This window comes from Arthrobacter sp. PM3, from assembly GCF_003352915.1.
GTDB lineage: Bacteria > Actinomycetota > Actinomycetes > Actinomycetales > Micrococcaceae > Arthrobacter.
The window spans coordinates 2,055,297-2,068,908 of sequence record NZ_CP022314.1 but is presented as its reverse complement, the minus strand read 5'-3'; the positions used below and the strand labels follow the sequence as shown (position 1 = coordinate 2,068,908).

Sequence of the window (13,612 nt, the reverse complement as noted above, 5' to 3'; positions counted from 1 at the left end):
CAGCCATGCTCCCCAACAGGTCAAAGACGTCCGTCCTGGTCTTCCTGCTCCCGCCCCTGCTGCTGTACTGCGCAGCTGTCCTGTTCCCGATTCTTCAGTCCCTGTTCCTGAGCTTCTTCTCCTGGAACGGCATCAGCGACATGGAGTTCATCGGGTTTGAAAACTACGTCCGCATGCTCACTGCCGATGACATCTTCTGGCGCTCGTTTGCCAACGCGCTCATCTACCTGGCCATCTGCCTGGTCCTGCAGCTCGGCGGCGCGCTGGTGGTCGCCAGCCTCCTCACATCCCTGCGCCGGGGACGGGAGCTCATCAAGACCCTCTATCTCCTGCCGGCCGTCATCTCCACGGTGGCGATCGCGTTCCTCTTCGTGCGGATCTACTCCATTGATCCCGTCGGCCTGCTCAACCAGCTACTGCACTGGGTGGGTCTCGGCACCTTCGAACGGGCGTGGTTGTCCGACGTCAACACCGTGCTGGCCGCCGTTTCCGCCCCCGAAGGCTGGAGGTTCACGGGGCTGTACATGCTCATCATTTACGCCGCCCTGATCGCGGTGCCCAAAGAACTGGAAGAAGCCGCGGTCCTGGACGGCGCCTCACAGTGGACGCTCTTCACGAAAATCCGCTTCCCGTACATCCGGCCCGTCTGGATCACCACCACCATCATGGCGACCACCTACGGCCTGCGCGGCTTCGACATCCCCTACCTCATGACCAGCGGCGGTCCCGGGCAATCCTCCGAACTGCTCACAACCTACATGTACAAAACAGCGTTCACCAGCACCGATTTCGGGTACGCCAGCACTGTCTCCGTGTTCATCGTGATCGAATGCCTTGCCGCCGTCGGCCTCATCCTGTTCATGCTCAAGCGGAAGGCAGATTCATGATCGTCCAGACAGCCCCGGCGACGCCGCCGCCCACCCTGTCCCCCGTGCCGACCATAAACAGGCGGCGCCGGAAGCCCAGCCTGCACCGGACCCTGTCGCGGGTACTGATCTCGCTGATCGTGATCGTCCAGGTCTACCCTCTCGCCTGGCTGTTCCTGACCAGCCTGCGCACCGAGCAGGACTTCGCGACCGGTGACCCTTTCGCCCTTCCTGGTTCCCTGACATGGGAGAACTACGCACGAGCGTTCGAGACAGGTGACCTCGGCCGGAACATCCTGAACAGCTTCATCGTCACCATGGGCGCGAACGTGGTGATCGTCCTGTTCGGCATGATGGCCGCCTACGCCATCCAGGTCCTTGGTTTCCGTCTGAGCAAATTTGTCCGCGGCCTGTTCCTGATCGGCATCATCGTTCCCGTCCAGATCGCCCTGGTGCCGCTGTTCATCGACTACTCAGCAGTAAACCTGCTGGACACCTACCAGTCGATGATCATCCCTCTGGCCGGTTTCGCCCTGCCCATGTCCGTATACCTGTTCTCCTCCTTCTTCGAATACATCCCCCGGGAAACCTATGAAGCCGCTTCCCTGGACGGCGCCGGGCCGTACCGGATCTTCGGACTGATCACGCTGCCGCTGTCACTGAACACCGTGGTCACCGTGGTCCTGGTCAACAGCATCTTCATCTGGAACGACTTCATTTTCGCCAACACGTTCGTCCTTTCCGAGGAGTTGAAGACCATTCCCCTGGGCTTGCAGAACTACATCGGCGCCATGGGCAAAGTCGATTGGACTGCAACGTTTGCCGCAGTGTGCGTCACCATCACGCCCCTGTTGCTGGTCTTCCTTGTCCTGAACAAGGCCATGATCCAGGGCTTGGAAAGCGGGGCGACGAAGGGATGACGGTGATGGCAGGCGGTTATACTCCTGATGGAGGACAGATGATTTCGCAGGAGAAAAATTCAGGCACCGCGGCCACCCCCGACGTTCCTGTCAGAACGGGCCGCGCACATCCTGTTACCCTCCGCGAAGTTGCTGAAGCAGCGGGCGTCTCCACTGCCACGGTCTCGCTCGTGATCAACAAAAAGAAGAATGCACGCATCGCCGATGAGACACGCCAACGCGTCCACGACGCCATCCGGCAGCTCGGCTACCGTCCCAACGCAATGGCCAAGACACTGGTCAGCGGCACCTCACGGTTCATCGGGCTGGTCGCAGATGGTGTCGCCACCACCCCCTTCGCCGGCCAGATCATCCACGGAGCCCAGGACGAAGCCTGGAAACACGGGTACGCCCTGCTGATCGCCAACACTGAGGGCAACCGCGACCTCGAAAAGGACGCGATTGCCATGATGCTCGAATATAAGGTGCGCGGCATCCTGTACTCGACATGGTTCCACCGACCCACCGACATCCCCGAAACGCTGCGCGAAGCGGACTTCGTCCTGGTCAACTGCTTTTCCCCTGAGCCGGGGGCGGCCCGCGCCGTGATACCCGACGAAGCACAGGGCGGGCAGTCCGCAACGGAAATCCTGCTCCGCGGCGGCCACCGGCGCATCGCGTTCATTAACGCCACGATCCCCGCCCCGGCCAAGGACGGACGGCTCCAGGGGTACAAGGAAGCGCTCAGGGCTGCCGGGATCCCCTTTGACCCCCACTTGGTCATGGAGGCCTATCCGGACCAGGAAGGCGGATACGGCGCCACCGAAGAGCTTCTCAAGCGCGACGTCACCGCCGTGTACTGCTACAACGACCGAATGGCCATGGGACTTTACGACGGCCTGCGGGAACAGGGGCTTTCCATCCCGGACGACATCGCCGTGGTGGGTTTCGACAACCAGGAGGTCATCGCAGCCCACCTTCGGCCTCCCTTGTCCACAGTGTCACTGCCCCACTACGAACTGGGGGCCGCCGGAGTACGCCTGTTACTGGGCTTGGACCAGGCACCGACCGACGCCGCTCTCAAAATCGCGTGCCCCGCCGTTGAACGAGCTTCCGTGGCCGTGCACTCGCCCGCGTAGGACTGATGTGTCTACGGCAGAGCCGGGCGCGCCGACCCTGCGATATCGAACGACTGACAAAATTTGAAATCTGTCATCTGATGGCTGTAACCTGCTTCCATGACAACTTCCACACTCAGCGCCACCCGCACTCTGGGTTCCACGGGCCCCATTGCCGCACCCATCGGCCTTGGCCTGATGGGCATGTCCGATCTTTACGGCCCGGCCGACGACGCTGAGAGCACCGCCACGATCCAGGCCGCGCTCGACGCCGGCGTGACCCTGCTGGACACCGGGGACTTCTACGGCATGGGCCACAATGAACTGCTGCTGCGTGACGCGATCCGCGGCCGGCGCCGCGAGAACGCGCAGATCAGCGTGAAATTCGGCGTCCTGCGCGACGCCCGGGGCGCCTGGAACGGCGTGGACACCCGGCCCGCGGCCATCAAGAACTTCCTGGCCTACACCCTGCGGCGCCTCGGCACCGACTACATCGACATCTACCGGCCCGCCCGCCTCGACCCGGCCGTCCCGATCGAGGAGACCATGGGCGCCCTCGCCGGACTCGTGCAGCAGGGCCTCATCCGCCACATCGGGCTCTCCGAGGTGGGCGCCGACACCCTGCACCGGGCCACCGCCGTCCACCCGGTCTCCGACCTCCAGATCGAATATTCCCTCGTCTCGCGCGGCATCGAGCAGGACATCCTCCCGGCGGCCCGTGAACTCGGCGTCGGCATTACCGCCTACGGCGTACTGTCCCGCGGCCTGGTTTCGGGCCACTGGCCCCCCTCCGGAGCCGGGAACCGGCGCGACTTCCGGGCCCACCTGCCCCGCTTCTCCGGCGAGAACCTGCAGCGCAACCTCGAACTTGTCGAACGGCTGCGAGCCATTGCGGACGGCAAGGGCGCAACTGTCGCCCAGCTTGCCATCGCCTGGGTGCTGTCCCGCGGCGAGGACATCGTCCCGCTGGTCGGCGCCCGCCGCCGCGACCGGCTTACCGAGTCCCTGGCAGCGGCCGGTCTGGCCCTGTCCGCTGAGGACCTGGCAGCCATCGAGGCCGCCGTCCCTGCCGGGGCCGCCGCGGGCACGCGTTACGACGCGGGCCAGATGGCCATGCTCGACAGCGAACGCCGGTGACCCCTGCCGCCGTCGTACTGACGGAAGAGCGCATCCTCGACGCCGCCGAAGACGTGCTGCGGCGCTTTGGTCCGGGTAAGGCCACGGTAGTGGACGTCGCGAAGGCCCTCGGTGTCAGCCACGGCAGCGTGTACCGGCACTTCCCCACGAAAGTGGCGCTGCGGGATGCGGTGGCCAGGCGCTGGCTGGAGCGCCTCGTCGCGCCGCTGGACCCCGACCGGGACACGGACGGTCCCGCCGCGGAACGTCTGCTCCGCTGGCTGCAGCGGCTCGCGGCCATCAAGCAGGGCATGGCGCTGAACGATCCCGAACTGTTCGCCACCTTCAGCCAGCTGACCACCGAGGCGCGGGAAGTCGTCGCCGCCCACGTGGAGCACCTGGCCGCGCAGCTGACCCGGATCATCGCCGACGGCATCAGCAGCGGCGATTTTGCGGCCACGGATTCGGCAGCCGCGGGCCTTGCCGTCCTGCACGCCACGGCACGGTTCCACCATCCGCTGCATGCGCCTGACTGGTCGGATCCCGCCATCGGGACCGAACTGGTGGAGGTCTGGCGGCTGCTGGTGCAGGGCTTGGCCGCCCGCAATTAGGCCGTGCGCCCCCCCGCCCGGCCCGGACAGCGGGACGGGACCAGCACCCCGGCATAGACAGACTTGTCTGTGTACGATTGTGAGATGACGTCGCCAGCTTCCACCGCACCGCCGGCCCGCACCCCCGCCGGGCAGGCCAGGGAGAAAATCCTGGCCACCGCCTTCCGGCTGTTCTACGCACAGGGGCTCCGGGCCGCCGGCATCGACACGATCATCGCCGAGTCCGGCGTCGCGAAAGCGACGTTCTATAAGTATTTTCCGGCCAAGGACGACCTCATTCTGGCGTACCTGGAAAAGGTCGACGGCGTGTGGACGGGTCAGCTTCACGCCGCCGCCGAAGCCGCGGGGCCGGATCCGGCGGCCCAGCTCGTGGGCCTGTTCGACGCCCTGACCACCGCATGCCGCCGTGACGGCTACCGCGGCTGCGCCTTCATCAACGCGGCCGCCGAGTCGGCTGCCGGCACGCGGATCCACGACCGGACCGTGGCCCACAAGCAGGAGGTCCGCGCCTGGATTCGCGGCCTCGCCGAGCGCGCCGGCGCCCAGGACCCTGACCGGCTCGCCCGCAGCCTGACCCTGCTGCTCGACGGCGGCCTGGCCAGCGGCGTGCTCGACGGCGACCCGGCCGCCGCCAGCGCTGCCGGCGACGCCGCGGCCGAGCTCGTGGCCGCCAGCCTCAGGAGGACACCATGACCACCGGAGCCCCCGACCCGGCCCCCGACCCGCAGCTCGCCCGCTGGCAGCGATTCCGGAGCAACCGCAACGCGGCCCTGGCCAGCGACTACGGCTGGCTGACACTGACGTCCTTCCAGTGGCTGGAGAGCCGCCCGGCCGCCGTCGAACTGGCCCCCGGGCTTTGGTCGACGGACGGGACGACGGCGTTTCTCACTGCCGCCGCGTCCGAGGGGCTGAGCCTCGTGGCCACGGACGAGCCCGTGGACGGGACCGTCAGCGCCGTGCTCGCCGACGAGGAATCGCTCATGTGGGTCCGGTACGGCGGCGACGACGGCCGCCAGGTGCTGGTGGAACTCGCCATGCGGGCGGGCCGGTACGCGATCCGCACTCGGGATTCGCGGTCGCCGGTGTTTACCGGGTTCGACGGCGTGCCCACCTTCGACTTCCGCCCGGACCTGGTGGTCGAGGCGCGGTTCGAGCCGTATCCCGAGCCCGTGGACGTGCCGATCGGCACCGCCAACCCGCTGGTGGACGGTATCCACCGCTCGGTCGGCGAGCTGGTCTTCGGCCTTCCCGGCTCGGAGCACGAGTTCCGGCTGCAGGCCGAGGAGGAGAAGCTCGGAGCACTGACGGTGACGTTCCACGACGAGACGAACGGCGAATCGACCGATGAGTGGCGCAAGGTTTCCACCGCGCGGCCCCGCGTCGATTCCATGGGAAACAAGACCGTGATCCTGGACTTCAACCGGGCCATCAACTACCCCAGCGCCTTCACCCCGTACGGCACCTGCCCGATGCCGGTGAAGAACAACAGCCTGGACTACCGGATCGAGGCCGGGGAGAAGGAACCTGGCCTCTTTTAGACCGTCTTCTTAGACGATCGCGGACACCCCGGTGACGGCGCGTCCGGCAATCAGCGTGTTGATCTCGAACGAACCCTCGTAGGTGTAGATCGCCTCGGCGTCGGCGAAGATCTTGGCCATCCGGTAGTCGGTGACAATCCCGTTGCCGCCCAGCAGAGACCGGCCCATCGCCACGGTCTCCCGCATCCGGGCGCTGACGTAGGACTTCGCGAGCGCCACCTGGGGCATGTCCGCGGCGCCCCGGTCCTGCAGCTGGGCGACCCGGACCATCATGCCGATGCTGGCCACGGCGTTGCCCAGCATGGTCACCAGCTGCTGCTGGACCAGCTGGAACTTCGCCAGCGGGCGGCCGAACTGCCGGCGTTCGACGGCGTGCTGCCGGGCGACGTCGAACGCCGCCAACTGCTGCCCCACCGCCTGCCAGGCCACCATGATCCGGGAGCCGCGCAGAAGCTCGTTGGTGTCCTCGAAGCTGCTGATGCCGGCGAACCGGTCCGCTTCCGCCACCAGGACGTCGGTGAAGACGATGTCCGCGTTCTGCACGGTGCGCAGGGCAATCTTGTGCTCGATCCGACTCCGGCTGACCCCGGGCAGGGTGGCGTCGACGATGAAGCCGCGGATGCCGCCGTCGGCCTCGTCACGGGCCCAGACCAGCATGTAATCGCAGAACGTCCCGTTGCCGATCCAGCGTTTGGCGCCGTTGAGCACCCAGGCATCGCCGCCGTCGGCCGCTCCGCCGGGGACGCGGCGCGCCCGGGTTTCCATGCCGCCGGCCACATCCGAGCCATGGTCCGGCTCGGTGAGCGCGAAGGCGCCGGTGGTGCGCAGGTTCGCGGCGTCCGCGAGCAGGCGGGCTTTCTGCTCGTCCGAGCCGAAGCCGTAGAGCGACTCCACGAAGAGGTCGTGGTGGACCAGGAAGAAAGTGGCCAGCGAGGTGTCCACCCGGGTCATCTCGGCGATGACGATGCCGGCGAACAGGTTGCTGTATCCCCGCTGGACCGGCGCGCTGAGCTCCAGGGCCGCCAGCTTGGGCAGGATGTGCGCCGGGAATTCGGCGTTGTTCCACCAGTCGCATGCGAAGGGTGCGACCTCGGCGGCCAGGAACTCCCGCAGCTGGGCCAGCTTGGCTTGTTCCGCGGCGCTGAGCAGGGATTCGTAGTCGAAGAAGTCCGCCGCCGGCAGCCCGGCCACGGCGGTCCCGGTCATTTCGGTCCTGGTCATTTCGGTCCCATGCGGATGGCGCCGTCGAGCCGGATGGTCTCGCCGTTGAGCATGGCGTTGTCCACAATGTGCGCGGCGAGGTTGGCGTATTCGGCGGCCCGGCCCAGCCGTGAGGGGTGCGGCACCTGCCGGCCCAGCGAGTCCTGCGCCTCCTGCGGCAGCCCGGCCATCATGGGGGTCTCGAAGATCCCGGGGGCAATGGTCACCACCCGGATCAGCGAGCGGGCAAGTTCCCGGGCGATCGGCAGCGTCATGGCGGCCACGGCGCCCTTGGAGGCAGCGTAGGCGGGCTGGCCGATCTGGCCGTCGAAGGCGGCCACGGACGCGGTGTTGATGATGACGCCGCGTTCGGGCCCGCCGAGTTCCGTAACGGCCGGTTCGGTGGCGGCCATCGCGGCCGCGGCCAGCCGGATGACGTTGAAGGTGCCCACGAGGTTGATCTGGATGACGCGGTTGAAGGTCTCCAGGGGCAGCACGCCGTCGCGGCCCAGGACTTTGCCGGGGGTGGCGATGCCTGCGCAGTTGACCACGATGCGCAGCGGGCCGAGCGCGGTGGCGGCGTCGACGGCGGCCTGCACCTGCGCTTCGTCGGTGACGTCGGCGGGGGTGAAGACTGCCGTGCGGCCGCCGGCGCCTTCCCCGGCCGACGCCGACGCGGTTAGCTCGGCGGCCAGAGCCTCCCCTGCGGACCCCGGCAGGTCCACCAGGACCACCGACGCGCCGGCATCAAACAGGCGCCTGGCCGTAGCGGCGCCGAGACCCGAGGCCCCGCCCGTAATCAGCGCGACCGTACCCTTGATGTCCATCCATCCTCCTTGATGTGGAACCGAACCCCGGCGGCAGAGCCGTGACGCGGGCTGCACGGGCAGCCTCACCCCGAACATTAGTTAGTGAATGTTAACTGGAATGCCGGCCTTCCGCACCTTTGCCCGGCCCCCGTCACGCCGCCGTCACGATCGCCGCCCGGGCGCCCGGCGCCATTAGGGTGAAACCATGACCCGACCCGACGCTTCCGCCCCCAACTGGTCCTTCCGCGCCGACGAGGCCGCCCGCTCGGTGACCAGGCTCTTCGGGCAGCGGCTCTTCTTCCTGCCGGGAACCCACATCGCCGCGGTCCTCCGGCCCTCGCGCCGGCTCAAAAGCCTCTCCCGCCCCTGGCACTACTGGTGGCAGGCGCACTACCTGGACTGCCTCGTGGACGCCGGGCGCCGGGAGTTGGGGACGCCGGGGCATCCCGGCGGCAAGTTCGACGGCGAAAACCGGCCCAGCGCCGGCCGGCTCGCCTCCCGGCTGGTCACCGGCATCCGGCTGCGCAATTTCCTGACGGTGGTCAACGACTACTACGACGACATGGCCTGGCTGGCCCTGGCGACGCTGCGGCTGGACAAACTCGCCGAAGACAGCCGCAACCGCGCCGGCAGGGAGCGCAACGCCAAGGTCCTGCAGAGCCTGACGCTGCAGTTCGACGCCGGGTCCACGGACGACCTCGGCGGCGGCACGTTCTGGAGCAAGAAGCGCGATTTCAAGAACACGCCGGCCACCGCGCCGGTGGCCCTGTACTACGCGCGGACGGGCCACGCGGCGAAGGCCCAGGCCCTCGTCGACTGGCTGGACGCGCGCCTCTACGAACCCGGGCAGGGCCTGTACGGGGACGGCCTGCGGATTTCAGGCGCCGGCGATGTCCTGCTGGAGGAGACCATCTACACCTACAACCAGGGCCCGATCCTCGGCGCGCTGCTGGAACTCGGGGGCGGGGCGAACCTCGAGCGCGCGGCCGCCCTCGTGGACGCCGTGGCACGCAGCCTCACGCAGGAGGCGCCGCTCCTTGGCCGCAGCGCCGCCGTTCTGCGCTGCGAGGGCACCGGCGACGGCGGCCTCTTCACCGGCATTCTGACCCGCTACCTCGCCCTCGCCGCCCTCGACGCGCGCCTGCCGGACAGCACCCGGGCCACGGCGGCGGCCCTCGTGAACGACACCGCCGAGGCACTCTGGGAAGGCCGGCGGATCCTTCCGCCGCAGGACCTCCTGGCCCGCGGCGGCAGCCACCTGGTCTTCTCGGACCGGACCGAGGCGCCGGCACGCCGCAGCTACCCGGAGGGCGCCGCCGTCGAACTGTCCACCCAGCTGCAGGCCTGGATGGTCCTGGAGGCGGCCGCGGCGATCGCCGCCGCCCCGGCACCGGCTTCCTAACCGGCCCAATTACGTCACGCAACAGTTTCGTAATTCATGTGATCCTGATCACTTAACGGCACCTCAGGTTGGTTGCTTAGGTTTGGCTAACCTACAGTCGTTCTTAGTGAGCATGCCCTAACTTCCCCGCTCACGGGGGTGGGGCACCTACGACGACTTCCTTGCAGAAAGTAGCCCCATGAAGATCCGCACCAACGCACTGGCGGGCATCGCCCTGGCCGCCACTGCCGCCCTGGGCCTGGCCGCCTGCGGCTCCGGTTCCTCCTCCCCGGCCGGCAGCAGCGCCGCCAGCGGCTCCTCCGCCGGCGAGATCACGGTCTATAACGCCCAGCACGAATCCCTGACCAAGGAATGGGTGGACGCCTTCACGGCGGAGACCGGCATCAAGGTCACCATGCGCCAGGGCGATGACACCGAGATGTCCAACCAGATCGTCCAGGAAGGCCAGGCCTCCCCGGCGGATGTCTTCCTCACCGAGAACTCGCCCGCGATGGCCCAGGTGGAGAACGCCGGCCTCTTCGCGGACGTGGACAAGGCCACCGTGGACCAGGTCCCGGCCGAATTCCGCCCCTCCACCAACAAGTGGACGGGCATCGCGGCCCGCTCCACCGTCCTGGTCTATGACAAGAACAAGATCAGCGCGGACAAGCTGCCCAAGTCCATGCTGGACCTGGCCAACCCCGAGTGGAAGGGCCGCTGGGCTGCCTCGCCGTCGGGCGCCGACTTCCAGGCGATCGTCTCGGCCCTGCTGGAACTCAAGGGCGAAGCCGCCACCCAGGAATGGCTCAAGGGCATGAAAGAAAACTACAAGGCCTACAAGGGCAACAGCACGGCCATGAAGGCCGTCAACGCCGGCGAGGTGGACGCCGCCCTGATCTACCACTATTACTACTACGGCGACCAGGCCAAGACCGGCGAGAACTCCAAGAATGTCACGCCGTTCTACTTCAAGAACCAGGACCCGGGCGCGTTCGTGTCCATCTCCGGCGGCGGTGTGCTGAAGTCCTCCAAGAACGCTGAAGCCGCCCAGGCCTTCCTGAAGTTCATCACCGGCAAGAAGGGCCAGGAAGTGCTGCAGAAGGGCACCTCCTTCGAATACGCCGTCGGTTCGGACGTCCCGTCCAACGACAAGCTGGTGCCGCTCAAGGACCTCCAGGCACCCACCGTGGATCCGGCCAAGCTCAATTCCGCCAAGGTCACCGAACTGATGACCCAGGCAGGACTGCTGTAACGGCAGTGTCTAGCAAGCTGGCTGTCCCTGGTCCCTCCGGCGGGACCACGGCTGACACGACGACGGCGGGCAGGGGCAAGCGCCCCCGCCCGCCTTTCGGCGTCTCTGTCGTCTCCATCATCGCGGTCCTGATCGCACTGTTCTCCCTGGTGCCGCTGATCTACGTGATCGCCATGACGGCCGCCACCGGGTGGGACACCGCCGTGGCCCTGATCGTCCGTCCCCGGGTGGGCGAACTGCTGCTCAACACGGTGCTGCTGACCGTGGTGACGGTGCCGCTGTGCCTGGTCCTCGGCGTCGGCGGCGCCTGGCTCGTGGAACGCACCACCCTGAAGGGCCGGAAAATCTGGGCCGTCCTGCTCGCCGCCCCGCTGGCGATCCCCGCGTTCGTCAACAGCTACGCCTGGGTCTCCGCGGTGCCGTCCCTCGGCGGGCTCTGGTCCGGCGTCCTGATCGCCACCCTGTCCTACTTCCCGCTCGTCTACATCCCGGCCGCCGCGACCCTCAGCCGGCTGGACCCGGCAATCGAACAGTCCGCCGCGTCCCTGGGCCTGGGCGCCTGGCGTGCCTTCTTCCGCGTGGTGCTGCCGCAGCTGCGCATCGCGATGACCGGCGGCGGCCTGCTGGTCGCCCTGCACCTGCTGGCCGAATACGGCGCCTTCGCGATGATCCGCTTCGACACCTTCACTACGGCGATCATGGTGCAGTACCAGTCCACGTTCAACGGGACCGCGGGGAACATGCTCGCCAGTGTCCTGGTGTTCCTGTGCCTGATCCTGCTGCTCGTGGAGGTCCGCAGCCGCGGCAGCGCCCGGTACGCCCGGATCGGCTCCGGCGCCCAGGCCCGGGCCCTGCGTCTGCCGCTGCGCGGCTACCAGTTCCCCGCCCAGCTGTCCCTGCTCGCCCTCACCGGCCTGGCCTTCGGCCTGCCCCTGACGTTCGTGCTGCGCTGGATCATCGCCGGCGGACCGGAGATCTGGTCCGCCGAGGAGTTCATGCCCGCCCTGCTGCAGACCCTCGTCTACGGCCTCGCGGGGGCCCTCGTCACCACGATTGTCGCGTTCCCCATGGCGTACCTGGCCGTGCGCCGGCCCGGCTGGTTCAGCAAGTCCCTGGAACTGTCCAACTACATCACCAGCTCCATGCCGGGGATCGTGGTGGGCCTGGCGTTCGTGACCGTGAGCATCCGCCTGTTGCCGAACATGTACCAGACCTCGGCGCTCCTGATTGCGGCCTACGTGCTGCTGTTCCTGCCGCGGGCCCTGGTGAACATCCGCTCCGGGCTGTCCCAGGCACCGAAAGAACTCGACGAGGCCGCGCAGGCGCTCGGCAAGCCGCCGCTGGCGGCATTCCTCCGCGTCACGCTGCGGCTGACCGCCCCGGCCGCGGCCGGCGGCGCGGCCCTGGTGTTCCTGGGGATCGTCAACGAGCTCACGGCGACGCTGCTGCTCTCCCCCAACGGCACCCGCACGCTCGCCACCGAGTTCTGGAGCAAGAGCAGCGAGATCGACTACGCCGGCGCGGCACCGTATGCGCTGCTGATGATCGTGATCTCGGCGCCCATGACCTACCTCCTTTTCCAGCAGTCCAAGAAAGTGGCCGGACAGTGACCGATTTTTCCCCTCCCCGCGAGGCCCCCTCCCGCCTGCCCGAGCCGCGGGTCGCGGCGTCCGTGGCACCCAGCACCAACAGCCACCTGGAGATCGACGCCGTCACCAAGAACTTCGGGTCCCAGGCCGTGCTCAAGGGCGTCAACCTCTCGGTGGCCAAGGGCGGGACGACGGCGATCGTGGGGCCCTCCGGGTCCGGCAAGACCACGCTCCTGCGGCTGATCGCCGGGTTCGAACACCCGGACACCGGCAGCATCTCGCTCAACGGCCGCAAGGTGGCCGGCGAGAACGCCTGGGTCCCGGCCCACAAACGGCACGTCGGCTACGTCGCCCAGGACGGCGCCTTGTTCCCCCACCTGACCGTCGGGCAGAACATCTCCTTCGGCCTGGACGCCGGCAAGCTCCCGGGCGGGCACCGCGGCGTCAAGGCGCGGGTGGGCGAACTGCTGGAAATGGTTTCGCTGGACGCGGCCATGGCCAAGCGCCGCCCGCATCAGCTCTCCGGCGGCCAGCAGCAGCGTGTCGCGCTGGCCCGGGCGCTGGCCCGCGAACCCGAACTCATGCTGCTCGATGAGCCGTTCTCCGCCCTGGACGCCGGCCTGCGGGTCGCCACCCGCCGTGCCGTGGGCCAGGTCCTCAAGGACGCCGGCGTCACCACGATCCTCGTCACGCACGACCAGGCGGAGGCCTTGTCCTTCGCCGACCAGGTGGCCGTGATGCGCGGCGGCCGGCTGGCCCAGATCGGCAACCCGTTCGTGGTGTACACGCGCCCGGCGGACCGCGCCACCGCCGAGTTCCTCGGCGACGCCGTCATCCTGGACGCCTGGATGGAAGGCTCCCTGGCCACGTGCTCGCTCGGCGGGATTCCCGTGCGCCGGCCGCCGGCCCAGGGCAGGGTCCAGCTGATGTTGCGGCCCGAGCAGATCCGCATTTCCGAGGACGGCCCCATCCGCGGAACCGTGGTGGACACCGACTACTTCGGCCCCGAGACCACCGTCCGGCTCCAGCTCCCGGTTCCGCCGGTGCTCGCGGCCGGAGCCGTCCGGGACCACCGCTACCCCGGCGGCGGCGAAATCATCACCATCCGGCACTGGAACGCGTCCATCGCCCGCCCCGGCACGGAACTGCGGCTGCGCGTGGTGGGCGAGGCCGTCGCGTTCCCGGTGGACGAGGAACCGGCCCCCTAGGACCGCTCCCGCGTTGAGGCGGCCG

13 protein-coding genes are annotated in these 13,612 nt (G+C 68.1%); 11 read left to right on the top strand and 2 right to left on the bottom strand.

The features are described from left to right. The first annotated feature begins 5 nt into the window (after nt 1-5). From CFN17_RS09610 to CFN17_RS09580, 7 genes are all read left to right on the top strand, one after another. A complete protein-coding gene (locus CFN17_RS09610) occupies nt 6-887 on the top strand; it encodes a carbohydrate ABC transporter permease (protein WP_208751168.1) in 882 nt (293 codons plus the stop codon). Beyond that, entirely contained in the window at nt 884-1,786 is a 903-nt protein-coding gene (locus CFN17_RS09605) for a carbohydrate ABC transporter permease (RefSeq protein ID WP_208751167.1), read from the top strand. Before CFN17_RS09610 ends, CFN17_RS09605 begins: the two co-directional genes overlap by 4 nt. Before the next feature lie 38 nt (nt 1,787-1,824). Beyond that, nucleotides 1,825-2,904, top strand: coding sequence for a LacI family DNA-binding transcriptional regulator (locus tag CFN17_RS09600; protein WP_208751166.1), 1,080 nt, complete (start codon nt 1,825-1,827; stop codon nt 2,902-2,904). Between the two features lie 99 nt (nt 2,905-3,003). Further along, entirely contained in the window at nt 3,004-4,020 is a 1,017-nt protein-coding gene (locus CFN17_RS09595) for an aldo/keto reductase (protein WP_208751165.1), read from the top strand. Further along, complete coding sequence (locus CFN17_RS09590; protein WP_208751164.1) at nt 4,017-4,610, top strand: TetR family transcriptional regulator; 594 nt, start codon at nt 4,017-4,019, stop codon at nt 4,608-4,610. Before CFN17_RS09595 ends, CFN17_RS09590 begins: the two co-directional genes overlap by 4 nt. Before the next feature lie 84 nt (nt 4,611-4,694). After that, nucleotides 4,695-5,303 (top strand): TetR/AcrR family transcriptional regulator, encoded by a 609-nt coding sequence (locus tag CFN17_RS09585; protein ID WP_208751163.1) that lies wholly within the window; start codon nt 4,695-4,697, stop codon nt 5,301-5,303. Continuing rightward, the gene (locus CFN17_RS09580) at nt 5,300-6,148 is read left to right on the top strand and encodes a DUF1684 domain-containing protein (RefSeq protein WP_208751162.1); all 849 of its coding nucleotides are present in this window, start codon (nt 5,300-5,302) and stop codon (nt 6,146-6,148) included. Before CFN17_RS09585 ends, CFN17_RS09580 begins: the two co-directional genes overlap by 4 nt. 9 nt (nt 6,149-6,157) lie before the next feature. Here the strand turns inward: CFN17_RS09580 and CFN17_RS09575 are convergent, their stop codons facing one another. Both CFN17_RS09575 and CFN17_RS09570 read right to left on the bottom strand, forming a co-directional pair. After that, nucleotides 6,158-7,369, bottom strand: a complete 1,212-nt coding sequence (locus tag CFN17_RS09575; RefSeq protein WP_261792427.1) for an acyl-CoA dehydrogenase family protein — start codon at nt 7,367-7,369, stop codon at nt 6,158-6,160. Continuing rightward, nucleotides 7,366-8,175: an SDR family NAD(P)-dependent oxidoreductase gene (locus CFN17_RS09570; protein ID WP_208751161.1), complete on the bottom strand. Its 810-nt coding sequence runs from the start codon at nt 8,173-8,175 to the stop codon at nt 7,366-7,368. The genes CFN17_RS09575 and CFN17_RS09570 overlap by 4 nt, the downstream gene beginning before the upstream one ends. A 187-nt stretch (nt 8,176-8,362) precedes the next feature. On the opposite strand from CFN17_RS09570, the gene CFN17_RS09565 reads away from it, so the two are divergent. The 4 genes from CFN17_RS09565 to CFN17_RS09550 all read left to right on the top strand — a co-directional run bounded on the left by CFN17_RS09565 (nt 8,363) and on the right by CFN17_RS09550 (nt 13,587). Beyond that, nucleotides 8,363-9,559 carry a glycoside hydrolase family 76 protein gene (locus CFN17_RS09565; protein ID WP_208751160.1) on the top strand — a complete coding sequence of 399 codons (1,197 nt, stop codon included), beginning with the start codon at nt 8,363-8,365 and terminating at the stop codon, nt 9,557-9,559. 178 nt (nt 9,560-9,737) lie between these two features. Next, nucleotides 9,738-10,790 (top strand): iron ABC transporter substrate-binding protein, encoded by a 1,053-nt coding sequence (locus tag CFN17_RS09560; RefSeq protein ID WP_208751159.1) that lies wholly within the window; start codon nt 9,738-9,740, stop codon nt 10,788-10,790. A gap of 5 nt (nt 10,791-10,795) precedes the next feature. Next, a complete protein-coding gene (locus CFN17_RS09555) occupies nt 10,796-12,400 on the top strand; it encodes an iron ABC transporter permease (protein WP_208751158.1) in 1,605 nt (534 codons plus the stop codon). Next, complete coding sequence (locus CFN17_RS09550) at nt 12,397-13,587, top strand: ABC transporter ATP-binding protein (protein WP_261792426.1); 1,191 nt, start codon at nt 12,397-12,399, stop codon at nt 13,585-13,587. The genes CFN17_RS09555 and CFN17_RS09550 overlap by 4 nt, the downstream gene beginning before the upstream one ends. The last annotated feature ends 25 nt before the right edge of the window (nt 13,588-13,612 follow it).